Here is a 25654-nt window from a genome sequence, read left to right as displayed (position 1 = left end):
GGGTGTGCTTCGACACTGAGCTGTTCAAAAATGGGCTTAAAGCAATATAGGCTGACATCATATAACTGTGCGCGGATAAATATAAATTCCTATAAGTTATATCCATATCCAAAGTCAGCATAAATTTTCATAACCAAAATTGGGTAGCCTAGGCGTCATCCATTAATTGCTCACAACCTAAGGGTATAAAACACTATGACTTCTATTCCTGCCCAATCAACATCAGATGATCAATCACAGTCCAAGCTAGTACCGCCGCATGGTAGCGAGACTCTAAAGCCGCTGCTATTAAAAGATAGCGCGCGCGAAGAGGCGCTGAAGCTTGCCAGCACCCTGCCGACCATTACCTTAAGCTCACGCGAGCGCGGTGATTTAATTATGCTAGGTATTGGCGGTTTTACACCACTAAATGGCTTTATGAATCAGGCGGACTGGCAAGGGGTGGTCGATGAGATGCGCCTAAAGTCAGGTGATAATGCTGGTCTGTTTTGGCCGATTCCGATTACCTTATCTGCGCCTAAAGCATTAACCGACACTCTTAATCAAGGCGATAAAGTTGCGCTTGTAAGCGAAGACGGCGAGGTGATGGGTATTATCACTGTCGAAGAGACTTACGATATCGATAAAGATCACGAGTGCCAGCAAGTCTTTACTACCACTGATCCTGAGCATCCAGGCGTGCAACAAGTGCTCAATCAAGGCGAGGTCAATGTCGCAGGCCGCGTCGAGGTGCTTAGTGAAGGCGAATTTCCTGAGCTATATCCGGAGATTTACAAAACCCCAAGTGAGACCCGTGAGATATTGAGTAATAAAGGCTGGAAAACGGTTGCTGCTTTTCAGACGCGTAACCCGATGCACCGTTCGCATGAGTATTTGGCGAAGATTGCTATTGAGATTTGCGATGGCGTACTCATTCACTCCTTGCTTGGGGCGCTAAAGCCAGGTGATATTCCCGCTGAAGTACGTCAAGAGGCCATTAAGACACTGATAGATAATTACTTCAGAGCCGATACCGTGATTCAAGCGGGCTATCCGCTAGATATGCGTTATGCAGGCCCTCGTGAAGCATTATTACATGCCGTATTCCGTCAAAACTACGGCTGTAGCCATCTCATCGTTGGCCGTGATCATGCCGGTGTTGGTGATTACTACGGTGCGTTTGACGCACAAACTATCTTTGATTATGTTGGAAAAGACGATTTGATCACTCAGCCGCTTAAAATTGGCTGGACCTTTTGGTGTAATGCGTGTCAAGCGATGGCCTCTGATAAGACTTGCCCGCACGATGCAAGCGAGCACGTCAAAGTATCCGGCACCAAACTGCGTAAAGCGCTATCAGAGGATCTTGAGGTACCTGATAACTTTAGCCGCCCTGAGGTGCTTGAGATCTTGCGTGAATACTATGCCGGTATTGCTAAAGAAGAACGCGCTGAGGTTAAGCTGACTGGCGCTTCTGCAGTTTAAGATAGTTTTAAAATATTCAAGCATAAAAAAGGTGTCAGACCATGAGTTTGACACCTTTTTTATCATTAAAACCTAACCAAACCATTATAACGCTTGAGCGTTAATTCAATTCGACTTCTCCTGCTAGCTTTTGATAATCGCCAACGATTGAGCCGCCACCAGAGCAATAATAATTAAGCGCGTACTTATCATCGCTATCTATCGTCAGCTGATCACTTTGAAATTGTAAAAATACTTTACTGTCATTAGCTGTGGTCTCAAAGATAATCCCGTGTGCTTGATCTTGACCCATGAGTTTTGCTTGGCCATCAAAGGTGCAAGTTGGCTTTTTTATATCATCACGAGAGCGCACTGTTATATGAACGCTATTCTGATCATTCTCATCTGCTTGCACCTTCACGGCAATCCAATCATAGCCTTGATGACGCTGACTATAGCTATCTGACACATAATCACCGACTACCGCTTGTACGGCAGGAGATACGGCGGCTACAGTTGCTAAGCTAGCTGTTGCCATAGTACTAGTGCTAGTAGCGGATGAGGTGTTATTGCAGCCTACTAGCGATGCGCTACTGATGAATATTGCAGTTAACATAGCGAGTGAGGGATAAGGTTTTTGAGAGGCGCGCAAGATCATATATAAGCCTTAATACTTAGAAAGTTAGTAAATAAGAAGATAAAGGTAATAACCGTTAGATTAAAGCAGCATAGCTAATAACGTGGCTAATGCCAAGATATTCCTTTAATTAGCTTTTTTGATATTTTCATACTCATATATTCCATTTTGGCAGAAACATACACATATTCATCATTAAAGATAATATGCAGACGCTGTTAGCATACTTGCATGATTATTCAGCCGCAGGGCAAGACCTATTCCCTTTTTTTATTGAACATTTATCAATGATCTATTCGAGTCGAGGCACTTATGACCAAAAGCTACTCTGTAAATAAAACCCACTTATTTAAAAACAAAACACTAAGCGCCCTCAGTATCGCAGGCGTAGCAGTCACGCTTGGCCTAGCAGGCTGTAGTAATAATGAGACCGCAGACACGGCAACCAGCGCCGACTCTGCGGCAAGCGGGGAGGCGCAAAACATTGAGCTGTTAAATGTCTCATATGATGTAGCGCGTGATTTTTATAAAGATTACAACCCGATGTTCGTTGAGCATTACCAAGCCGAAAACCCTAACGCTACTATCAATATCAAGCAGTCGCACGGTGGCTCAAGTAAGCAAGCATTGTCTGTCGCAAATGGTCTACAAGCGGATGTCGCGACGATGAATCAAGGCTCAGATATTGAGCTATTACAAAAAGAGGGCTTGGTCGCGAACGATTGGGAGCAGCAGTTCCCAGATAACGCGGTACCTTTTACCAGTACGATCGTCTTTTTAGTGCGTAAAGATAACCCTAAAAACATCAACGATTGGGAAGATTTGACCAACGACGGTATTGAGATTGTCATGGCCAATCCAAAGGTGACGGGTAACGGTCGTTATGCCTTCTTGGGCGCTTATGGTTATGGCTTACACGCTTTTGATAATAACGAAAATGACGCGCAAAACTACGTCAGAGACATGCTCAAAAACGTCAAAGTCTACGAGAATGGCGGACGCGCGGCAACCACAACCTTCGTACAGCGTGGTATCGGTGATGTGCTTGTGACCTTTGAGAATGAAGCGAACCTAGCTGCGACTAAGTTTGGACAAGGACTAGTCGATATCGTGTACCCTGATTATTCTATTAAATCAGAGAGCCCTGTCGCTGTCGTTACTACCGTTACTGATAAAAAAGGCACGACAGACGCCGCCAAAGCGTATCTAGATTACTTATGGAGCGAGCCGGCTCAGCAGCTAGCGGCTGATCTATACCTGCGCCCAAGTGTGCAAAGCGTCCTTGAGAAAAACGGCGACAAATTACCACCGGTTGAGACTTTCCGTCCAAATGATACTTTTGGCTCTTGGGATGAGATTATGGGTAACTTCTTTAGTGATAACGGTGTCTTTGATCAGCTGGCAGTGAATGCTCCGCAGTAGCGCTTACCATAACGACTAGCCATTATTATTGTCTTTATGAGCTGTCTTAACAGACAGACAAATCCAAAATGTTCATCATAAATAAGTAAGGACATGGCCACCTGCGCTATGTCCTTTATACCGTAAGCTGCCTAGATGCTCACCACAAATTCAAGAGCACTAAAAGACAAAGCACTCATAATCATCAATAAGTGCTGATAACAATACAGACAGCGACGTAATAATTAGGATATCACTATGAGCGCCACGACACCTCCGGTCAGCCCCTCGCCCAAACCTGCAAAAAAAAGCTGGCTGACCCGTATGCGCCAGCGTAATGTGTTACCGGGTTTCGGGCTTAGCATGGGTATTACCGTTTTTAGCTTGTCCTTGCTGGTGGTGTTGCCGTTTGCGATGATGGCATATACAACGACGCAGATGGGCTGGAGCGGGTTTTGGGAGACCATCTCACAGCCGCAAGTGACTGCTGCTATAAAGCTAAGCTTGTGGGTGTCGTTTCTTGCGATGCTGACCAATATGGTGTTTGGTACGCTTGTCGCTTGGGTGCTGGTGCGCTACGAGTTTTGGGGCAAATCTTTAATCAATGCCTTAGTTGATCTACCATTTGCCTTACCAACGGCGGTAACCGGTATCTCGCTTGCCACGCTTTATGCGCCTAATGGTCTGATAGGGCAGTGGTTTGCCAAATTTGATATTCAAGTGGCGTTTACACCGATAGGTATTTGGCTGGCTTTAGTCGTCGTTAGTTTCCCCTTTATCGTGCGCGCTGTACAGCCGGTACTTGCCGAGCTATCGGTTGAATTTGAAGAGGCCTCAGCGGTATTGGGCGCTAATCGATTAACGACATTTGGTAAGGTTATCTTGCCTGAGCTACTACCAGCGTTATTTATGGGCGTGGGCATGATGTTTGCTCGCGCAACCGGCGAGTACGGTTCGGTTATTTTTATCGCCGGTAATATCCCAATGCAGTCTGAGATTTTGCCCATCATTATCATCAGTAAGCTTGAGCAATTTGATATTCAAGGGGCATCGGCTGTCGCTTTATTTATGCTGATGATCTCGTTTGTTATTTTGCTCAGTATCAACATCGTACAGTGGAAGCTGTCGCGCCGCGTAGGAGCACGCTAAGATGCAAATCGCCAATAGTTATGATTATCAAAGCAATCCTGCCACCAAAGACGCGCCGTGGATCAGACGCTTATTTATCGGTATCGCCGTATTATTTATGATTTTGATGCTGGTTATACCCTTGCTTGCGGTGTTCTATGAAGCGCTAAAGGGCGGCTGGGATCTATACATCGCCTCGCTTGTGGAGGATGAGGCCCTACAAGCGATTAAGCTGACGCTACTAACTGCCGCTATCGTCTTACCGATCAATATGGTGATGGGTATCGCTATTGCGTGGTTGGTGACGCGTTATCAGTTCAAAGGTAAGCAGCTAGTGACCACCTTGCTTGATCTGCCGTTTTCGGTGTCGCCTGTGGTTGCAGGTCTGATGTTTATCTTGCTGTTTGGTCTGAACTCTCCTGTTGGCGGCTGGCTTGAGAGTCTTGGCTTTCAGGTTATCTTTGCAGTACCGGGTATTGTGCTGGCAACGTTATTTGTCACTTTTCCCTTTGTTGCGCGCGAGCTAATACCTTTGATGCAGACCCAAGGCGACTCGGAGGAGCAAGCGGCACTAACATTAGGAGCTAGCGGTTGGCAGACATTTTGGCATATTACTATGCCTAATATTAAATGGGCGCTGCTGTATGGTCTGATTTTGACTAATGCGCGAGCCATGGGCGAGTTTGGCGCGGTGAGTGTGGTATCTGGACACATAAGAGGCGAAACCAACACTATGCCGCTACTGGTCGAGATTGCTTATAACGAGTATAACTTTACCGCCGCCTTTGCTTTATCTAGTATATTGGCAGCGCTAGCACTAGTGACGTTATTGCTACAACAGGTGATGACGAAGATGCAAGAGCGCAAATTCGCTAAGTCTGCGCGTCTGGTTGCTGCTCCTGAGCTACCTGTCAGCGCCAATGACACACCTACACGGCATAAGCCTGAATAACAAATAGCGTAAGCCATTTATATTATAAGCAAATAAGAGATACACGTATGAGTATTGAAATTAGAGATGTTAATAAAACCTTTGGTGATTTCACCGCTTTGAATAATATCAATATCACCGTACCTACAGGTAAATTGACGACACTGCTTGGCCCCTCAGGCTGCGGTAAAACCACGTTATTACGCATTATTGCCGGCTTAGAATATGCAGACTCTGGTCAGATACTATTCGATGATTTGGACGTGACTAATGTTCCGGTACAAAAACGCCATATCGGCTTTATGTTTCAGCATTATGCGCTGTTTCGTCATAAAAACATCGCCGATAACATTGCCTTTGGCCTAACATTACTACCTAAGTCTGAAAGGCCTAGTAAAACCGATATTAAAAAGCGGGTAGCAGAGCTATTAGAGCTCGTACAATTACCACAGCTTGCCAATGCTTATCCGCATCAGCTCTCAGGCGGGCAGCGTCAGCGTATTGCACTAGCAAGAGCCTTAGCGGTCAAGCCAAAACTACTGCTATTAGATGAGCCATTTGGGGCGCTTGATGCCAAAGTGCGTAAAGAGCTGCGGACATGGCTAAAAGACATTCACCATGAACTAGGGATTACTAGTATTATGGTAACCCATGATCAAGAAGAGGCGCGGGCAATATCTGATGAGATTGTGGTGATGAATCATGGCCGTGTCGAGCAAGTTGGCACCTCAGAGCAGCTTCTTAACCAGCCCGCCAATAGCTTTGTCAGAGACTTTTTAGACTTGGCATAGTGTTATGGTCTATAAAAAAAGACCTATAGCTCATTATTAGCTATAGGTCTTTTTTTGCTTTTTTATAAGATGACATAAGCTCTTATATTACGTGGCTCTACCTGATAAATAAACTATCAGCGCAGTTACGCATCAGCACTTTGAGCGGTACTTAACTCTTTTATAGGTGCGTTTTGTTCTTTTAGTGTCTGATAAGTGGTCTCAAGGATAGTGGCACACCAGTCAGGCATGTCATTCGACACTTTATACCACATCCACGTCCCATCACGCACACAGCTAAGGATACCTAGCTTTTTGAGATGGTTTAGATGCCGCGATATCGTCGGCTGCGGCTGATCTAGCATATCGACTAATTCGCCTACGCAGCGCGCTTCTTTTTTGTATAAAATCTGGAACAACTTCAAGCGCGTAGGGTCTGACAAGACTTTGAACAGCTCAATGGGCTGTATAGCATTATTGGGGTTAGACATATAAAGGTCTCTTGGATGATAGCTTATCTGCTCACAAATCTGTTCACAAAAAAGTCAATGATGGGTGAATAAACCCGTCTAAAAAGAAACAATAGGATATCGACAAATACAGGGTATTAAATCAGTAAATACTCATAAATGATAGCTCAGAAATAAATTATGACATTCGTTTATAGTACTGACATAACTTATATACTAAAAATAATATTAATCACTATTTGTAATAGCGACGATATTCTAGCTTTCATGGTATTTGAGTGTCAATCTATAAAAATAACCGTTCATCGGCAATTTGCTACACTTCATACTGCTTATTCTACCAAATTAAGTAACGAATTTATATGCGATTAAGTAAATATTGCTAAGTAGAGCTACAAATTTCTTTAGTTATCGTCTTTTATGAGTTTCATTGCTGATTATTGTTATAGAGGCGATCCGTTATCCTAACCACAGCAACATTAGCAAGAGAAAAGTGATGGTTATAAAAGTTATTGTAAATGCTAATAATTATCATTATAATGGTTTTAAGCCAGTTTATAGTGATTGGCATACCAATAGCATTAAGAGCTTAAAGTAGGGGTAGTTATATGTACGTTTGCATCTGTAACGACGTCAAAGAAAAACAAATTCAAGCCGCCATAGCTTCAGGTATTGATACGCTTGATGACCTAAAAGACACCCTTGATGTCGCTACTTGCTGCGGCTGCTGTGAGCCTATGGTCAATGACTATCTTGATGAGCATCACGCCAAACTTGATGTATTAGCGTATGCCGTATAGCGCTAGGTATCGCCGACTTGATTCGCGCTCTTGTCCATAAACAACCTATAAATAGCTAGTCAGATATGAGTCAGCCGTCCATTGCTTATCACAGCAGGGCGGCTTTTTAATGTGTGCAGCTAGGTGCATAAAGCCTCAATCAAAAGTAAGGCTGAAACGTAAGAGCGCACTAAAAGTAGCGGCGGCTTATGCTCATAATAATTTAGTCTGATAACAATTATCAGTTAGCATCTTATTCTTAGTTCTTAATATTACAAGCCCCGCGCTGTCTTTATGTTAGACTCAACAGTTGATTCATTACGTTTTAGCTTGCGGTGTTATTGACAGCGCTAATAATGATAAAAGCGAATAAACAAAGGAGTAGCGATTATGAAAGGCAGCCAAAAAGTTATCGATTATTTAAACTTTTTATTAGGCGGTGAGCTGGCGGCGCGGGATCAGTATTTTATTCATTCTGAGATGTATGCTGAATGGCATTATGGCAAGCTTTATGATCGTATCCACCATGAGATGGAGGATGAAACCCTGCATGCGCAAGCGATTATTCGCCGTATCTTAATGCTCAGCGGTACGCCTAAAATGACGGTGAATGAGATCCGTATCGGCAGCACTGTACCTGAGATGCTACAGTTTGATCTTGATCTTGAATATAAAGTGCAGCAGCACCTAAAAGACGGCATTGCCTTATGCGAAGAGGAGCACGATTACGTCACTCGTGATATCTTGGTGGAGCAGCTGCAAGACACCGAAGAAGATCATGCGCATTGGTTAGAGCAGCAGCTTCGCCTGATTGATATGGTGACTTTGCCTAATTATCTACAAAGCCAGATAGCAGAAGTACCGCCAGAATTAACCCAAGGCTAGCAGTCGGGTGATAGGCTAATATCAGTTATGTAAATGCTTACGTTTTTTAGATGCTTAGGAGAGAGAGATGAGAGGCGATAAAGAAGTAATTAGAGCCCTAAACAAGGTACTTGGACAGTCGCTAATAGCGATTAATCAGTATTTTTTGCATGCGCGTATTGCGCGTCATTGGGGTCTTGAGGCTTTAAATGAAAATCAGTACAAACAGTCTATCTATGAGATGAAATGGTCGGATGATCTGATTGCGCGCATTTTGCTATTAGGGGGTCTGCCAAACTTGCAGGACTACGGCAAGATGTTTATCGCAGAAGACGTGCCTGAGATGATTGAGTGCAATCTACGCTTAGAGCGCCAAAAGTTCGACATCATCACCGATGCGATTACCCTGTGTGAGCAGCACAAAGACTATGTCTCACGTAAGCTACTTGTCGAGCTAAAAGACGGTAATGAAGAGTACGACGATTGGCTAGACACCCAGCAAGATCTTATCCGCGATGTCGGCGTGCATAACTATATTCAATCGCAGATTAATGACGATCATACGCCATAAGTATGCAAGCTTTACTAACTATAGTTCTTTAATAACTATAATTGAAGTTTATTCCTAGAAGCTCTTGTAATACGGTTAATAAAAAAACCAGCCTAAGCCTTGTGAGCTTAAGCTGGTTTTTTTGAGTTTATATCTTTAGACAACTAGGGCGTGTCCCTATTTTAAAAATGGTGATAAAAATGAGATAAATCGCAGGCAAACAAGGAAAATAGCGCAGGTAATATCAAGATATTGACCAGCTATTTGACACCGTTTGCCAAAGATTTAGCAATTTTTAGCCCATTTAGTCATAAACGCTTGAATTAGGGACACGCCCTAATACAAGCCGTCGCCATCATTAGGCTTAAGGCGTAAAAAATGCAGCCCTGATAAAATAGTCAAGATGCCAAGTACCCAGTAAGTCGTCTGAAATGCCATCAGCATATCGAGATCCATGCGCTCACGCAATAAGTTGAGTACCGCCGCGCCAAAGGCAATCCCAAAACCGATCGCAAGCTGCTGATTAACCGCCATTAAACTATTGCCGCTACTGGTCTGTGTGCCTTCCAAGTCACCTATCGTAAGAGTGTTCATAGCGCTAAACTGCATGGAGTTACAAGCACCCATAATGATCAAAATAGGGATATACCATATCCAATAAGACGGATCGTTGAACTGCGCTAGAATAATAATCAAAATACCCAATAAAATCGTGTTCACCACTAATACCTTACGGTAGCTGTAGCGCTGGATGATTTTACTGACCCAAGGCTTGATACCCATAGCGCCAATGGCTATAGGCGCAAGCAACCATCCCGCCTGAGAAGGTGAGTATTTAAACACCACTTGCAGCAGCAGCGGCAACAAAAAAGGCACCGCACTAATTCCTAAGCGAGTAAATAAATTACCAACAATGCCGATTCGAAAGGTGCGAATACGAAACAAACTCAAGGGAAATAGCGGTGCTTGCCGGCGCTTAGCATGCCAAACATAAGCGCCTATCAATATTGAAGCAATCAGCGCGAGTATCAGTCCATATAAGCCGCGACCAGTTTGTGAGCCAAACTCAACGGCTAAGGTAAAGCCGCAAGCCGCGGCGGCAAATAAAGCAAAGCCTGCCCAATCTAAATGCTTGGCATCTTCAAACAAGTCAGGCACCAGTTTTTTGCCCATAACGTAGCCTAGGATACCCATAGGAATATTGATTAAAAATATCCAATGCCAACTGAAGTATTGTACGATATAGCCGCCGAGCACTGGGCCTACTAATGGGGCAATCAGCGCCGGAATCACCGCAAAGTTCATCACCGTTAAAAGCTTATTGCGCGGATAAGACTTGACTAAGATCAGCCGTGCAACTGGCGTCATCATCGCCCCGCCAATCCCTTGTATCACACGCGAGCCAATCAAAATATCGAGCGTCGGCGAAGCGGCGCACATCAGCGACCCGACAGAGAAGATAATAATAGCGGATAAAAATACCTTACGCGTGCCGTACTTATCCGCCAAAAAACCACTAATCGGAATAAAGATCGCTAAGGTTAGCGCATAACTGATCACCGCCCACTGCATTTTGAGTGGCGACTCTCCTAGAGCCTCAGCCATCTGCGGCAGCGACGTGTTAAGAATCGTCGCATCAAGGATCTGCATAAACAGCGCTACGGCTAACACATAAGGTAGGAATTTATCTTGCGCTGGGGTTAGCGTTACCATGTAGACATCACCATCGCTTACTTTATAAAGTGTTAAATTTATGAAGTATTAAATTATAGTTTGAGGTTTGCGCGTAGTATAGGGACAATCAGGCAGTAGTTAAAGAAGGGTAAAGTAACGGTTAGCGGCCAAAGCTCAGTCTCAAAGTGTAGTTACAGTCACGCTGATAACGATACGTACGGATATTCATCAGGTTAAATGACATAACTTGCTTAATAATCGCTACATTAGAGCTCTTTTCTAACTAGAGAGCTATCCGCTATAGTGAACTCTCAAAACTGAAATGAATGTTAAAATTTAAAGCTGGTAGCAGCTTTGATATAGTCGAACCACTATTAAAGTGTTACAGCGTTAGACTCGTTTAGCCTACTACTGTAGTACTTGCACTCGTCTGCCTTGTACCACTTTTAATATTGATTGACTATAATTTTATGAAGCAAAGTTTATAATAAAACAGGATAACCCTTATGAGTGATAATAATGATAACCCCTACAAACCAGCAAAAGTTTGGACGAATGATAAAGAAAACGGCGGTAAGTTTGCCAACACCAATCGTCCCACTGCAGGCGCGCGCCACGAGCAAACATTACCAGTAGGGGATGCGCCGCTACAACTCTACTCATTGAACACGCCAAATGGTGTCAAGGTCAATATCTTACTAGAGGAGCTGCGCGAGCTTGGGGTAAAAGGCGCAGAATATGACGCCTATAAGATCGATATCTCTGAAAATGATCAATTCGGCTCAGGCTTTGTCGATATTAATCCCAATTCTAAAATTCCAGCCTTAGTAGATTATTCAGCAGTAGAAGATGATGAGCCTATTCATATCTTTGAGTCAGGCGCGATTTTACTATATTTGGCAGAGAAGTTCGGTAAGTTTGTACCACTAGAGCAGGGCCGAGCGCGGACTGAGTGTCTGTCCTGGGTGATGTGGCAGATGGGCAGCGCACCGTATGTAGGCGGCGGCTTCGGTCATTTTTATGCGTATGCCCCTGAACCGATGGAATATCCGATTAATCGCTTTACAATGGAGACCAAACGTCAGCTTGATGTGTTAGATATTCACTTACAAGACCGTGATTATATGTGCGGTAATGGTGAACAAAGTTACAATATTGCTGATATGATTATTTGGGCTTGGTACGGCCAACTTGTGCTCGGCGATCTCTATGAAGGCTCGGCTGAATTTTTACAGGTTGATAGCTATCAGCATTTGCAGCGCTGGGCTAGAACCATAGCGCAGCGCCCAGCAGTAAAAAGAGCGGTTGATCTTCCGCTACAATCTATTCATTCCTAACCATCTAATCTGCGATAAAGCCTTAAAATTAAACCATTTATTAAAATAAAGAGCCGATAGCTTAAGTTATCGGCTTTTTTATGGGCTTAGCCAATAAGCCAGAACAAACACACAAGGAGTGAGCAAGACTAGCCATCGTTAGGCATCAATAGCCTACGGTAATGAGTGGTTATAGAGATTAAATAATGATTTTAGGACGATTTAATAGAATTTATATCCCTTTTATCTATTACACAATGATATATTGGAATAACAAACGGTAACATTAAGCGTTTAAGATAGTAGCTTGCCCATGTTAAAAATTTGCACTGATGTCTTATAAGTTTAAGAGTATCCCTTATGAAATATACTAATAATAAAAAAAATTGCCTAGATAATAAGCAGCGGCGCGTTCATCCTACGAGCGTAGCTCTGGCTATTGCGTCTTATACTCCCAAGGAGTACCTCAAAAAGTATTTGTCATTAGGCTTATTCGCCATTAGTGCTATGGCTGCTAGCACTATGGGTAATACGGCCACGCCGGTAGCGCTTGACTCAGAAGATTGGCAAGTCGCTTGTGACAATACTCGAACCTGCCGGCTAGCAGGATATCAAAGTCAGAATAACATTAAGATGCCAGTCTCTGTGTTATTGGTTCGCCGCGCTGGCGAGGCGGCAAAGGTTGATGGCAGAGTAAAGCTTGGCGGGGCTAAAGAGGGCTCAGCCAAATCCTTGCTGCAACTAGGTAACCGTCACCGTATCTCGCTTATTATAGATGGTAAAGACTATGGTGAGGCGCAGCCATACTCTAGCACTACTAATGACGCCGTCTTAACCCCTGGGCAAGTGAGCGCCCTGCTAGAGGCCCTGACCAAAGAGAGCAAGATCGAATTTGTGCTTCGTAATACACGCTGGGAGCTGTCCGGTGATGGTGCAATGGCAGTCATGCTAAAGGCAGATGAAGCGCAAGGGCGAGTTGGAACGAGTGGGGCGTTAGTGAAGAAAGGGGGTAAGTCTGACAGTCAAGTGTTAGCTGCCAGACCTGCCCCGCAATTACGCTTAGTGCCACCAACAACAAGAATGGCCAAAAAAAAGAGCTTTAGAATAGACGCCTCAGACCTTACAGCTATGATGAAAAATACCCTAGCAGATGCAAAGCGCGATTGTCCAAGCTTAAGCGATGATTCCGGCTGGCATGTGAAGCGCCTAAATGGCAATCAGCTACTCGCTCAGCATAAATGCTGGGTCGATGCTTATAATGTTGGCCATGGTATGTGGGTGATGAATGACAGCGCGCCTTATAACCCAAAATTGGTCACTAATAGTGCTACTAGCTATGACAGTGGCAAAATAAGCGCTATCCAAAAAGGCCGCAGCCTTGGAGATTGCTTAGAAAAGACAGACTGGGTCTGGACGGGTCGTCGTTTTGAGAAAAGCTACGAGAGCACCACAGGTCTTTGCCGTATGGTAGAGTCTGGCGGCGCTTGGGATTTGCCAACTTATGTCTCGGATGTTAAACGTTAAGCTTGGTAGTATTTTTATACTATGAGCGCTTATCATCCATATTCAGCTTAGCACTTATAATCAGTACTGCTACTGCTTAGTACTGTTACTTATTACTGATTAGTACCGACTTGGCCTCTAGCGCTTAGCATTTTGTTTGCTAACCCTTAGTATTACTGGTGAATGCACTATGGTTATGAACATAAAAAAATAGATAGGGATAATAAATAAGCTGTGATATACTACGTCGCCACGTTAGCTTCGACTACGTGTATTATGAGATTGATAACATCGCCTGCGATTTTGAGCCTAGGATGGCTATGAGTAATTGTTGCCGATGATTTTGTGTACTTAAATAGCTTTTATTGATAGCGCTATTTTTGACTCATATCTTATCTACTAGCCTATAGATTGGCTTAAATTGGGTGTTACTTGCCTTTATCTACTTTGGACAAAGTAATGATGAAGTTAGAGTAACAAACGAAGATAAGACACTCGGCACTACCACCAAAATACGTCAGACATCATGCAGATACTTTACCATTTTGCTTGGTAAATAGGCTGTTTGATGAACGGTTATCAGTGGTAGGCATCAAGCACGCTGAATTTGCAGCGGCTCAACTACCAAGGATACTCATGACTGACATCTTATCTACTATCGCCGCCCAAAACGGCATCATCGAAAACAACGACACTCAAACAACCAACACAGCAGCAGAACAAGCTCAAGCCGCTACTACTGACGCGTCTGAGACTACTGAAGAAAACCAAATCACCTTTGCTGATCTTAACATTGCCAAGCCTATCTTAACCTCGCTTGATCGCAGTGGCTATACAAACCCGACACCTATCCAAGCGCAGGCTATTCCTTTTGCTCTACAAGGTCGTGACTTATTACTATCAGCGCAGACTGGTAGTGGTAAAACAGCAGCTTTCGTTATTCCACTGCTAGATCGCTTAAGCCGTGCCACAAGCTTTGACAAACACACTAAAGCCCTTATCCTAACGCCTACGCGCGAGCTTGCTCAGCAGGTTCATGATAGCGTGCGTACGTATTCGCACGATATGCGCGGTCTATTTTGTGTACCGCTAGTCGGCGGCGCGCCGTATAACGGTCAGATTCGCGCGCTTAAAAAAGGCGTACAAGTGATTGTCGCAACCCCAGGTCGTCTGCTCGATCATATTAAAGCAGGCCGTGTTGATTTATCACACTTAGAAGTGCTCGTGCTAGATGAAGCCGACCGTATGCTTGATATGGGTTTTGCTGATGATATCAACGATATCCTAAAAGCGGCACCAACCGACCGTCAGACGGTGATGTGTTCAGCCACTTGGGATGGCCCAGTTGGTAAGATCGCTGCAAGCTTCACGAAAAACCCAGAGCGCGTGTCTATTAAAGTAGAATCGGCTCATATCGATGAAAAAGTCTATTACTGTGACGATTTTAACCATAAGAATAAAATCTTAGACAAAGTCGTTTGTCAGCCAGAGATGGACCAGATCATTATCTTTGCGGCAACCAAGCGTAGTACTGAAAAGCTTGCCAGCCAGCTTAAAGAAGATGGTCACAAAGCCAGCTTCTTACACGGCGATCTGCCGCAAAGCAAGCGTAACCGTATCGTACAAGATTTGCGTAATGGCAAATGCAAAATACTAGTCGCAACTGACGTCGCTGCTCGTGGTCTCGACGTACCTGCAATCTCGCATGTCATCAATTACGATCTACCGCGTCAGACAGAAGACTATGTCCACCGTATTGGCCGTTGTGGCCGTGCTGGTCGTACCGGTGTTGCAATCAGCTTATGTAGCATGGATGATCGTCCACAGCTAGCAGCTATTAATCGCTATCTTGATCGTAAGATGGAAGTAGAAGTTATTGAAGGGCTTGAGCCGAAGAAAACCTACGTACCAAGTGCGAATAAACCTAAAGGCCGCGGCCGCGGGCGTGGTCGCTCAAATGGTGGTGGTCAAGGACGCGGACGTTCAGGTGGCTATGCTGGTAAGTCTAATGGCGGTGGTCAACGCGCTAGCAACGACAGCGGTTATCAAGGCCAAGGCGCAGGCAAGTCACGTGACTCATCTGGTAAGCCAAAAGACCGTTTCGGCGGCAAGCCTTATCAAGGCAAGCGCAGTGGCCCTAATCGCGGCGATGGCACGAGTGCCCCGCGTGGTGATCGCGCAGCAACCGGACGTGGTCGCCCAAGCGGTAGCCAAGGCCGTCCAGCCAATCGCGCAAGCGGTAATGGTCGTCCAAGTGGCAATCGCGGCAACCGTGGTGGCAACTCGTAACAAACCATCATTTGGTCTGTTGAGCTAAACCTCTATTGAGGTTTACGAATAGTGTAAAAAGCCAGATATCTAGTGAATAGCTAGTATCTGGCTTTTTTGTAGGTCAATAAAAATAGGGCGCTCTTATGAGACGACCTTGCGCTCATTTTCGTGCTTCTCTATACTGCAATGCTTATTCACTTCCTCTCAATTGATCCCGCTTGGAGCTATTAGATGCTCGCTATTTCTGACTTAAAGATAGACAGCCTACCGTTAGCTTTTGGCATTATCATGGCAATTATTGGTTTGGTATTTTATACCCAAGGGCTGCCGGGCAAATTTTGGCGGCGCTTTTATGCCGTGCTGCCAGGTATTGTGCTGTGCTGCTTTATACCGGCGACGCTCAATAGCTTAGGCGTGTTTGCTGATGGTATCGGCTCGCAGATTTATGGTTTTACCGCTACTTATCTGTTGCCAGCAAGTTTACTCCTGATGACGCTGTCGATGGATGTGCCCAAGATATTGGGACTAGGCTGGAAGGCGATTGCCATGTTTTTTGCTACAAGCTTAGCTATTATTGTTAGCGGGCCTGTCAGTTTAGGGTTGGCAAAATGGGTGTCACCTGAGATGTTCACAGATGACACCTTGTGGCGCGGGTTTTCTGCGGTCGCAGGTAGCTGGATCGGCGGCGCGGCCAATCAGGCAGCGATGAAAGAGCTGTTCGGGGTTAGCGATGATTTATTCGGTATGATGATCTTAGTGGATACTACTAATGCATCATTATGGCTGTTAGCGATTTTAGTGTTAGCCAAGCATAGCGATAAGGTAGATCGCCTGTTAAGAGCAGATAACAGCAGCATAGAAAAAGTCATCAAAGCTGTCGAGAGCTACGAGCGCGATCATGCGCGTCCGGCCACTTTAAATGATTTAATGGTGATGTTTGGACTGTGTTTTGCCATGGTTGGGGTAGCGCATTTTGTCGGAGAACAGATTGCAGGTTTTTTTGCGCCCTATAGCTGGGCGGTGCAGTATAGCTTTGCCAGTAGCTTTTTTTGGATGGTGGTGATTATTACCTTAATCGGGGTTGTCTTCTCCTTTACCAAAATCCGTCGTCTGGATCATGTCGGCGCCTCCAAAATCGGTACGGTATTTATCTTTGTACTTATTGCCGCTATCGGTATGCAGATCAATCTTGCCGGCATCGTCTCGCAGTGGCGCTTACTCTTGATTGGCCTGATGTGGATGAGTATTCATGTGGCTATCATCTTTATTGTCGCAAGACTCATTCGCGCGCCGTTTTTCTTTTTAGCGGTTGGCTCAAATGCCAATACCGGCGGCGCGTCATCAGCGCCTATTGTCGCCACCGCTTTTCATCCGTCACTGGCGCCGGTTGGTGTGTTCTTGGGTATTTTAGGGTATGCGGTTGGTACCTTTGGCGGTTATATCAGTACACAGATGATGCGTTTGGTAGTGGGGTAGTAGCGGTTAAGAATAGCTTGTTTGGTACTAAAAAAGCAGCATAAACTCGTTTTATGCTGCTTTTTTTAAGCGAATAAATTATCAGCTTTGAGAATAACGATAACCGTCAGCTATTATTATTCAAAATGAACCACTGAGCGAATGCTTTCTCCTTTATGCATAAGGTCAAACGCTTCATTAATGTCCTCGATAGGCATCGTATGGGTAATGAAGTCCTCTAAAGGAATATCGCCTTGTAAGTAACTCTCAACGTAGCCGGGTAGTTCACTGCGGCCTTTGACACCGCCAAATGCCGAACCTTTCCAAACGCGGCCTGTGACAAGCTGGAATGGACGGGTGGAGATCTCTTGTCCTGCGCCAGCGACACCGATAATCACCGATTCGCCCCAACCTTTATGACAGCACTCAAGCGCTGAGCGCATGACATCGACGTTACCGATACATTCAAACGAATAATCGACGCCGCCATCGGTCATCTCGACGATAACGTCTTGGATAGGCTTGTCGTAGTCTTTGGAGTTAATACAATCGGTTGCGCCGAGTTTTTTGGCCAACTCGAATTTATCTTCGTTGATATCGATAGCGATGATGCGGCTGGCTTTGGCCATTTTTGCGCCGATGATAGCAGCAAGGCCGATACCACCGAGACCAAAAATAGCAACAGTAGAGCCTTCTTCTACTTTAGCAGTATTCATAACTGCGCCCATGCCGGTAGTCACGCCGCAGCCCAGTAAGCAGACCTTTTCTAGAGGTGCCTCTTCATCGACTTTGGCTAAAGAGATCTCAGGTAGAACGGTGTACTCAGAGAAAGTGGAGCAGCCCATATAGTGATAAATAGGCTCGCCATCTTTATAAAAGCGCGTGGTGCCATCTGGCATTAAGCCTTTACCTTGAGTTTCACGTACTGCCGAGCACAGGTTGGTTTTTCCCGAGCGGCACATTTTACAGACGCCGCATTCAGCAGTGTATAGAGGTATCACGTGGTCGCCAACGGCAACGCTAGTCACACCTTCGCCGATTTGCTCAACGATACCGCCGCCTTCATGGCCTAAGATAGCGGGAAATACGCCCTCTGGGTCTTCACCGGATAAAGTAAAGGCATCAGTATGACAAACGCCGCTGGCTAGAATCTTTACTAGCACCTCACCTTTACGCGGCAGCATTACATCTACTTCTTCAATAGAAAGTGGCTGTTTTGGGCCCCAAGCGACAGCGGCTTTGGATTTGATAAATTCATCGGTAGTATTGGCTTGTTTTGACATAGCTTCGCTTCCTTATTTTTAATTTTAACGAGTGTTTAGAATGATGGTGACTATTTTATATTATTTCTAGAGTAATGATAATATAGTAAAATTGAAAAAATCTTTTACAAGGTGGTAATAATCATGCAGTGGGAAGGCGTTAATGAGTTTGTTTATGTTGCCGAGTACGAAAGCTTTACTAAAGCGGCCAAAAGGCTAGGAATTTCCACCGCGCAAGTCAGCCGGCAAGTGAGTGCTTTGGAGGCGCGTTTGAACACCAAGCTTCTCTATCGTACCACTCGTAGGGTATCAATGACAGAGGAGGGCCGGGTATTTTATGAGCGCTGCCGAGTGGTGCTAGATGAGTTGAATGCCGCGGAACAGGCAGTCAGTAACTTGCAGTCTAAACCTCAGGGTAAGATAAAACTAACTGCTCCTGTCACTTATGGCGAGCAACAACTCTTACCGCTTGTGAATGATTTTATGCTGCGATATCGGGATATTGAGGTCACGGCTTTTTTGAGCAATCAAACCATCGATTTAATCGAAGGCAGTTATGACTTAGCGATACGCATTGGACACTTGCATGACTCAACTTTGATGGCCAAGAAACTAAGCAGCCGCACTAGTTTTGTCTGCGCGTCGCCTGCTTATTTAGATAAGTATGGCGCGCCGCAGCAACTAGCCGACCTTAGTCAGCATCACTGTCTACTTGGAACGCTAGATTATTGGCGTTTTAAGAGCGCTGGGAAAGAAGAAAAGGTGGAGGTCAGTGGTCCGGTGCGCTATAACAGTGGCTACAGCTTGGTAGATGCGGCATTAAAAGGCCTAGGTATGGTCCAGCTTCCTGATTATTATGTGCAAAAATACCTAGCAAGTGGCGCGCTAGTCAGTCTGCTCGATAAATACCGAGAACCTAAAGAAGATATCTGGGCCGTCTATCCGCACAACCGCCATTTATCATCGAAAATCAGGCTATTAGTCGATTATTTAGCAGAGCATTTGAGCAAATAATCTTCTAACCATACCAAAAACTCATCACTAGTCGTTGATACATTAAGTCGCAGATGCGTCGAAGCACGTGCATCTGGGTAAAATAGTTGCCCCGGCGCAACCAGCCATCCATCCTTATAAGCATCTAGTGCCAGCTGGCTAGTATCTAGCCCGGTATCTACCCAAACGAACAGTCCTGCCTGCGTATGCTCAGGATATGTGATGCCAATCTTGGGCAGCGCGCTACGTAGTCTTTGATGCGCAGCATACAGCTGCTGTTGTTCTTTTTTAATTTGTCGACGGTATTCGCCGTGCGTCCATAGACGGTGAATAACGCGCTCACCAAACTCTGGGGTATTTAGAGTACTCAAAGTTTTTATTCGCAGTACGTCATCGATAAATTTATTAGGATACACTAGCATACCGACTCGCCAGCCTGACGCCATGGACTTTGAAAACCCCGTGGCATAAAGCACGCGCTCAAACTGATCGAGACTGGCATAACGCAGCACTTGTCCACCCGGTACAAAAGTGGCGTACAAATCATCCTCAAAGATATAGGCATCGTATTTGTGAATCAGATTAAGGACTTGATGGGCGCGGGCAGGATGCAGATTATAAGAGGTCGGATTGTGCAGTACACTATTGGTCAAATAAAGCTTGGGACGATGCGCGGCAAATAGCTTTTGCATGTGCTCAATATTTGGACCTTGATGATCACGATCTACAGCAACGACATTTAGCCCTTGTTGTTGCAGGCTGCTCGATAGCCAATACCAACCCGGACCATCGACGATAACAGTATCACCTGCTTGAGTCAGTAATTGCGCTACCATCGTCACCGCCTGCGATACCCCTGCTGTAGTGATGACATTATCGACATGGGTATGCATCCCTTGCGTATTTAGCTGCTGCACGAGCTGCTGGCGTAGCGGCAAATAGCCTTGAATATCTCCGTAATTATAAACAAAACTGTCCGCTTGCTGCGTCACCTGCCGGATCGCCCATTCCATCTTTTCATTACGCACCCACTCACTAGGCAAAGTGCCAACGCCCGGTGAGCAGTGGTGCGGAATATTACTAAAGACTTGTTGCACTAGCCATCGCGTATCAATGGCTGGGTACTTAACCGCTTGTTTTTTGGCGTTATTTGACGGTGCTGGATTTATTTGAGTACGGACGTAATAGCCAGAGCTGGGTTTAGCGATTAATACATTGGTAGCGACCAGTTGCTCATAAGCTTGTACCACCGTAAAGCTCGATATATTCAAGAGCTTGGCCAGTTTGCGTACTGATGGCACGCGCTGATTAGGCAGGTAGATTTGCCAATCAATACGCTGCTGGAGCCATTCAGCGACAGCTGCAGTCTTGGTTAAATTGGGATTGAGCTTATAGGTTTCGACCATGATGCGCCACTCTTGTTTTGTTTAAGTGTTGACTTCAGCTTGCTCACTCCGAGACAAAGTTAAAAGAGCAAACCAGTCAATTGTTATGTCCATGGTAACTATACACTTTGTTCACCAATCGTGAAACTGTATCGGGTCCGTTATGGGTATTTAAATTAAAGTTGGTCTTATCAATAACGTTCAGCACTATTAGGGTGGAACAGCAGATGGACTTAACAGCGAGCTTTGAAGGCAGTATCACGGCACTGGCACTTTTTATGCTAGTCAATTCCATCACGCCTGGGCCCAATAATTTAATGTTATTACATGGAAGTATCAAGCGCGGATTTTGGGCATGTCGCTGGCATATGCTTGGTATTACGGCGGGCGTCACAGTTATGCTGTGGCTCAGCTATTGGGGTATGGCGGCGTTGGTTGTCAGCTTCCCTGCTGTTATGTTGGTTATAAAAGTGTTGGGAACGCTGTATCTATTATGGCTCACTTACCAGATGGCAAAAACCGATTTCACCGCTGTTGTCAATGATGCTCTAAAGCATGAGCAACACAAGCAAGCGAATGCAACCGTTATTGAGGCTAAAAAACGTTTTGGTGAATTACCTTTGAGTTTTGGACAAGCACTACTGTTTCAATGGCTTAACCCTAAAGCATGGACAATGACAGTAGTCGCACCGAGTCTAGCGATGTTCCATGCCGGTAGACCGTGGCTGGATAATTATCTGCTGCTTGCTATGTGTGCGCTTATCAACATTTTATCCATCAGCTGCTGGGCGGCAGGGGGGCATTGGCTACGAAAGCTGGTGCATCTGCCGCGAGTGATGAAGATGATTCATGCAGTAATTGTACTCATGACACTGTATTGCGCAGTAACGCTTTGGCTGTAGATGAAAGCTATAAAGCTATATAGAAAGCTCAAGCATGAATAACGACAACTAAAAACTATTATTTAGGACAACCCTATGACCTCAGTCCACATTGCCTTAGCTGTATTGGTTGCCTTTATATGGGGCGTGAACTTTACCTTTATTGCATGGTCACTTGAGAGCTTTCCACCCTTGATGCTGACTGCCATGCGCTTCTTCTTTACAGCCATTCCACTGGTTTTATTCTTGAAGCCACCTAAGTTCAACCGTACGTTATTTATCTATGCGATTGGTACTTTTGTACTGCAATATGCCTTTGTATTTACCGCTATGCATTTAGGAGCATCGGCAGGATTAACAGCGCTATTATTGCAAATGCAGATTTTTATTACCGTATTGCTAGCCTATTTTATATTAGGCGAGGCGGTAAGTCGCAAGCAAATCGTTGGAATGATAATTGGTTTGTTAGGGTTAGGAGTAATTGCATTAAACCTTGGCGGCGATATGCCGTTGCTTGGCTTTATTTGTATTTTAATTGCGGCGATAGGCTGGAGCTTTGGTAATATTGCGTCCAAGCAGGCCTCAAAACAGGTTTCAAAGCCATTCAACTTAAAAAACACGCAGCAGGATACTAGTGCGACTCCTATTTCGTCTGCTCATGGCAAGAATAAAACAGCAGCACTGTCAGCGCTAGCACTAGTAGTCTGGGGCGGGCTAATAGCTTGTGTGATTTTGACGCTATCTTCTCTCATATTTGAGATGGATACATGGACGCTGACAACGGTTACGCAAGCCTCCCTCAAGTCTTGGCTGTCACTTGGGTTTATCGTCTATATCTCAACGTTGATTGGCTTTGGACTCTGGGCGCACTTACTGGCGCAAAATACCGCTTCTAAGGTGATGCCATTTGCTTTACTAGTGCCTATATTCGGTATGGCGACCTCTATGCTACTCACAGGGGAGTCGCTGACGTGGTGGAAGCTGCTGGCGATGGTGCTTATCTTATCGGGACTGATATTAGCAAATGTGAGGATAGGACTTAGAAGAAAAATTGTTAGTACTTAGATCTATGTGCTACTAAACACTTTTGGGTAGAACCATATGATTATCAAAGTTATCGATTTGTCTTTCTATGCTATGAATACGTAAGCCTAGCCATAGCCGACAATCAAGGTGTGTTAACCTATAGCCAATCAAATATTATAATAATAACGATTTAAGAGGAAAGACTGCGGTATGGCCAAACACAATAACACAATCTCGCGCGACCTTTATAGCGCTCCTAATCAACAAACAAGCCAATCAAACCATCACGTGCAAGTCCGAGGCGCGCGCGTTCATAACCTCAAAAACGTCGACGTTGATCTGCCACGTGATGCGCTAGTGGTTTTTACCGGGATATCAGGCTCAGGGAAGTCGTCACTGGCGTTTGGTACTTTGTTTGCTGAGTCGCAGCGGCGCTATTTAGATTCGGTAGCGCCTTATGCTCGCCGTCTGATTGACCAAGTGGAGGAGCCTGATGTTGATGCGATAGAAGGCTTGCCACCAGCGGTCGCTTTGCAGCAGCAGCGCGGAACGCCTTCAGTGCGCTCATCGGTGGCAAGCGTCACCACCATCTCTAACGCGCTACGGATGCTGTATTCGCGGGCAGGGGACTATCCGGCCGATCAAGAGATGCTCTATGCCGATGCGTTCTCGCCCAATACGCCAGAGGGTGCTTGTCCAACGTGTTCAGGTATTGGCCGAGTGTTTGATGTGACTGAGGATATGATGGTGCCCGATTCGACCAAGTCCATTCGTGAGCGCGCCATTGCTTCATGGCCAGGCGCTTGGCAAGGCCAAAACCTGAGCCGTATATTGACCACGCTTGGCTATGATATTGACACCCCTTGGAACCAGCTGCCCAAAGAGTCTCGTGACTGGATCTTATATACTGATGAGACGCCAACGGTGCCAGTCTATCCTGAATATAGCCTTGAACAAACGCGTGCTGCGATTGAAAAAGGAGAAAAACCCAACTATATGGGCACCTATATCAGCGCCAGAAACTTTATTTTGCAATCATTTACCACCACTCAAAGCCCGCGAGTCAAAAAACGCGTCTCGCAGTTTATGCAAATCTCTGTATGCCCAGAATGCCACGGAAAAAAGCTCAAAAAGGAGTCGCTAGCAGTCAAATTCGCAGGTCTTGATATTGGCGAGCTGTCACAGCTTACCTTAACCGATCTGGCGCTCGCGCTGCAAAAAACAGCGCATACAAAAATCAAAGATGATACTCCCAACCGCGAAAAAGCCATCGTCGCACAGCGTATTACTAGCGATATCCTCGCGCGCGTTGAGGCGTTAACCCGGCTAGGCTTGGGTTACTTGTCGCTTGAACGTACCACGCCGACCTTGTCTCCAGGGGAGTTGCAGCGTCTTAGATTAGCCACGCAAATACGCTCGCAACTGTTTGGCGTCGTCTATGTGCTTGATGAGCCCTCCGCTGGCTTGCATCCTGCTGACACACAAGCCCTGCTCGGTGCTCTGGATGAGCTGATAGCCGCTGGCAATTCAGTGTTTGTGGTTGAGCATGATGTGAGCGTTATTCGGCATGCCGATTGGGTGGTTGATGTCGGGCCTAAGGCTGGCGTGCATGGCGGCGAAATTGTTTACAGTGGGTCTGTGGAAGGTCTGGAGGATATTAAAGAATCGTCGACAGCGCGCTATCTATTTACTAATAAAGACGGCGCAAACAAACAAGTCCTTAGAGAGCCGAGCGCTTGGCTTAAGCTTACTGATATAGAACGCAATAATATACAAGGATTAAGCGCCGAGTTTCCGCTCGGGGTCCTCACTAGTGTTACTGGCGTATCTGGATCAGGCAAGTCAAGTTTGGTCAGTCAAGCGCTCGTTGAGCTAGTCAATGAAGCATTAGGGAAAGAAATGGTGACTGAGGCACCAACTGATGAGGCAGGTTTGCTGGAGCAAGAGTTTGAAGCGCCAACCGGCGGGCATATTGTATCTGGCATGGATAAAGTGAGCCGGCTTGTGAATATTAACCAAAAAGCCATTGGCCGGACACCGCGCTCAAACCTTGCCACTTATACCGGACTCTTTGATTATGTGCGTAAATTATTTGCCGCGACCAAGACTGCTAAAGCGCGCGGTTATGATGCAGGCCGCTTCTCATTTAATACGTCAAAGGGTCGTTGCCCAAATTGTGAAGGACTGGGGTTTGTCAGCGTTGAGTTGCTATTTTTGCCGAGTGTCTATGCGCCCTGTCAAGTTTGTCATGGACAGCGCTATAATGATGAGACGCTGGAGATCACTTATCGCGATAAAAACATCGCGGAGGTGCTAAATCTAACGGTTGAAGCAGCTTATGAGTTTTTTGCCGAGGAAGCGCCTATCCTGCGCGCTCTAGATGCTCTACTGCAAGTTGGCCTGGGCTATCTGCGTTTGGGTCAGCCCGCCACCGAGCTATCAGGCGGGGAGGCGCAGCGTATTAAGCTTGCCACTGAGCTGCAACGTACTCAGCGCGGCGATACGCTTTATATCCTTGATGAGCCGACCACAGGCCTTCATCCTGCTGACGTCTCTATGCTCATGGCGCAGTTAAATGGGCTGGTTGACGCAGGCAATACGGTCATTATGGTGGAGCACGATATGCAAGTGGCAAGTAATAGCGACTGGATTATCGATATGGGTCCAGGAGCTGGAGATGCAGGCGGGCAGATTGTCGTTCAAGGGACGCCAAAAAAAGTGGCTGAGTCGAAGGTGAGTCGAACCGCGCCTTTTTTAATGGTTTAAGTTATCGAAGGCTATAGGCAGCATTAATGGATATTAGTGTTTGGCTATCCTCATTAGTTCTAGCCCAGCATTTCTCTAACTGTATTGAACGAAAAGAAGCAGAAATGTCATCAGGAGCACACTCTTAAACTTCTCTATTAGCGATGAGG

At 45.5% G+C, this 25654-nt stretch carries 21 protein-coding genes; 16 read left to right on the top strand and 5 right to left on the bottom strand.

What is annotated here, in order from left to right; all coding sequences use genetic code 11:
• The first annotated feature begins 195 nt into the window (after window positions 1–195).
• Window positions 196–1464, top strand: coding sequence for a sulfate adenylyltransferase (gene sat, locus I3248_RS02980; RefSeq protein ID WP_238062496.1), 1269 nt, complete (start codon window positions 196–198; stop codon window positions 1462–1464).
• Between the two features lie 100 nt (window positions 1465–1564).
• Here sat and I3248_RS02975 read toward each other — a convergent pair whose 3' ends face one another.
• The gene (locus I3248_RS02975) at window positions 1565–2101 is read right to left on the bottom strand and encodes a hypothetical protein (RefSeq protein ID WP_238062495.1); all 537 of its coding nucleotides are present in this window, start codon (window positions 2099–2101) and stop codon (window positions 1565–1567) included.
• 291 nt (window positions 2102–2392) lie between these two features.
• Here I3248_RS02975 and I3248_RS02970 point away from each other — a divergent pair, with 291 nt between their 5' ends.
• The 4 genes from I3248_RS02970 (at window position 2393) to cysA (ending at window position 6331) form a co-directional block, all read left to right on the top strand.
• Window positions 2393–3502: a sulfate ABC transporter substrate-binding protein gene (locus tag I3248_RS02970; RefSeq protein ID WP_238062494.1), complete on the top strand. Its 1110-nt coding sequence runs from the start codon at window positions 2393–2395 to the stop codon at window positions 3500–3502.
• Between the two features lie 237 nt (window positions 3503–3739).
• Window positions 3740–4630: a sulfate ABC transporter permease subunit CysT gene (gene cysT, locus I3248_RS02965; RefSeq protein WP_238062493.1), complete on the top strand. Its 891-nt coding sequence runs from the start codon at window positions 3740–3742 to the stop codon at window positions 4628–4630.
• 1 nt (window position 4631) lies between these two features.
• Window positions 4632–5561, top strand: a complete 930-nt coding sequence (cysW, locus tag I3248_RS02960) for a sulfate ABC transporter permease subunit CysW (RefSeq protein ID WP_201609859.1) — start codon at window positions 4632–4634, stop codon at window positions 5559–5561.
• A 47-nt stretch (window positions 5562–5608) separates the two neighbouring features.
• Window positions 5609–6331, top strand: coding sequence for a sulfate ABC transporter ATP-binding protein (cysA, locus tag I3248_RS02955; RefSeq protein ID WP_238062492.1), 723 nt, complete (start codon window positions 5609–5611; stop codon window positions 6329–6331).
• A 125-nt stretch (window positions 6332–6456) separates the two neighbouring features.
• Here cysA and I3248_RS02950 read toward each other — a convergent pair whose 3' ends face one another.
• On the bottom strand, window positions 6457–6801 hold the full coding sequence (locus I3248_RS02950) for a metalloregulator ArsR/SmtB family transcription factor (protein WP_238062491.1): 345 nt from the start codon (window positions 6799–6801) through the stop codon (window positions 6457–6459).
• A 587-nt stretch (window positions 6802–7388) separates the two neighbouring features.
• Here I3248_RS02950 and I3248_RS02945 point away from each other — a divergent pair.
• The 3 genes from I3248_RS02945 to bfr (I3248_RS02935) all read left to right on the top strand — a co-directional run bounded on the left by I3248_RS02945 (window position 7389) and on the right by bfr (I3248_RS02935) (window position 8994).
• A complete protein-coding gene (locus I3248_RS02945; protein WP_238062490.1) occupies window positions 7389–7580 on the top strand; it encodes a (2Fe-2S)-binding protein in 192 nt (63 codons plus the stop codon).
• Window positions 7581–7949: 369 nt separating this feature from the next.
• A complete protein-coding gene (gene bfr / locus I3248_RS02940; protein ID WP_201602709.1) occupies window positions 7950–8444 on the top strand; it encodes a bacterioferritin in 495 nt (164 codons plus the stop codon).
• A 67-nt stretch (window positions 8445–8511) separates the two neighbouring features.
• Window positions 8512–8994: a bacterioferritin gene (gene bfr / locus I3248_RS02935; protein ID WP_025645194.1), complete on the top strand. Its 483-nt coding sequence runs from the start codon at window positions 8512–8514 to the stop codon at window positions 8992–8994.
• A gap of 315 nt (window positions 8995–9309) precedes the next feature.
• Here bfr (I3248_RS02935) and I3248_RS02930 read toward each other — a convergent pair whose 3' ends face one another.
• On the bottom strand, window positions 9310–10686 hold the full coding sequence (locus I3248_RS02930) for a DHA2 family efflux MFS transporter permease subunit (RefSeq protein ID WP_238062489.1): 1377 nt from the start codon (window positions 10684–10686) through the stop codon (window positions 9310–9312).
• A gap of 467 nt (window positions 10687–11153) precedes the next feature.
• Here I3248_RS02930 and yghU point away from each other — a divergent pair, with 467 nt between their 5' ends.
• The 4 genes from yghU to I3248_RS02910 all read left to right on the top strand — a co-directional run bounded on the left by yghU (window position 11154) and on the right by I3248_RS02910 (window position 17213).
• On the top strand, window positions 11154–11984 hold the full coding sequence (gene yghU, locus I3248_RS02925) for a glutathione-dependent disulfide-bond oxidoreductase (protein ID WP_025645187.1): 831 nt from the start codon (window positions 11154–11156) through the stop codon (window positions 11982–11984).
• 339 nt (window positions 11985–12323) lie between these two features.
• Window positions 12324–13487 carry a DUF1176 domain-containing protein gene (locus I3248_RS02920; RefSeq protein ID WP_238062488.1) on the top strand — a complete coding sequence of 388 codons (1164 nt, stop codon included), beginning with the start codon at window positions 12324–12326 and terminating at the stop codon, window positions 13485–13487.
• Between the two features lie 615 nt (window positions 13488–14102).
• Window positions 14103–15755 carry a DEAD/DEAH box helicase gene (locus tag I3248_RS02915; RefSeq protein WP_238062487.1) on the top strand — a complete coding sequence of 551 codons (1653 nt, stop codon included), beginning with the start codon at window positions 14103–14105 and terminating at the stop codon, window positions 15753–15755.
• 213 nt (window positions 15756–15968) lie between these two features.
• Window positions 15969–17213 (top strand): DUF819 family protein, encoded by a 1245-nt coding sequence (locus tag I3248_RS02910; RefSeq protein ID WP_238062486.1) that lies wholly within the window; start codon window positions 15969–15971, stop codon window positions 17211–17213.
• Between the two features lie 116 nt (window positions 17214–17329).
• Here the strand turns inward: I3248_RS02910 and I3248_RS02905 are convergent, their stop codons facing one another.
• Window positions 17330–18475 (bottom strand): S-(hydroxymethyl)glutathione dehydrogenase/class III alcohol dehydrogenase, encoded by a 1146-nt coding sequence (locus I3248_RS02905; RefSeq protein WP_238062485.1) that lies wholly within the window; start codon window positions 18473–18475, stop codon window positions 17330–17332.
• Window positions 18476–18598: 123 nt separating this feature from the next.
• Between I3248_RS02905 and I3248_RS02900 the strand changes: the two genes are divergently transcribed.
• The gene (locus I3248_RS02900; protein WP_238062484.1) at window positions 18599–19468 is read left to right on the top strand and encodes a LysR family transcriptional regulator; all 870 of its coding nucleotides are present in this window, start codon (window positions 18599–18601) and stop codon (window positions 19466–19468) included.
• On the opposite strand, the gene I3248_RS02895 is transcribed toward I3248_RS02900, so the two are convergent.
• Window positions 19441–20853, bottom strand: a complete 1413-nt coding sequence (locus tag I3248_RS02895; protein WP_238062483.1) for a PLP-dependent aminotransferase family protein — start codon at window positions 20851–20853, stop codon at window positions 19441–19443. The two genes, I3248_RS02900 and I3248_RS02895, sit on opposite strands and share 28 nt — an antisense overlap.
• A 206-nt stretch (window positions 20854–21059) precedes the next feature.
• Between I3248_RS02895 and I3248_RS02890 the strand changes: the two genes are divergently transcribed.
• From I3248_RS02890 to uvrA, 3 genes are all read left to right on the top strand, one after another.
• Window positions 21060–21734: a LysE family translocator gene (locus I3248_RS02890; protein ID WP_238062482.1), complete on the top strand. Its 675-nt coding sequence runs from the start codon at window positions 21060–21062 to the stop codon at window positions 21732–21734.
• A 75-nt stretch (window positions 21735–21809) separates the two neighbouring features.
• Window positions 21810–22778: an EamA family transporter gene (locus tag I3248_RS02885; protein ID WP_238062481.1), complete on the top strand. Its 969-nt coding sequence runs from the start codon at window positions 21810–21812 to the stop codon at window positions 22776–22778.
• Window positions 22779–22949: 171 nt separating this feature from the next.
• Window positions 22950–25505, top strand: coding sequence for an excinuclease ABC subunit UvrA (gene uvrA / locus I3248_RS02880; RefSeq protein WP_238062480.1), 2556 nt, complete (start codon window positions 22950–22952; stop codon window positions 25503–25505).
• Window positions 25506–25654: the final 149 nt, after the last annotated feature.

Origin of the sequence: Psychrobacter sp. Ps3 (genome assembly GCF_022129275.1) — a bacterium.
Lineage (GTDB): Bacteria > Pseudomonadota > Gammaproteobacteria > Pseudomonadales > Moraxellaceae > Psychrobacter > Psychrobacter submarinus.
This window is presented reverse-complemented; position numbering and strand designations above follow the sequence as displayed.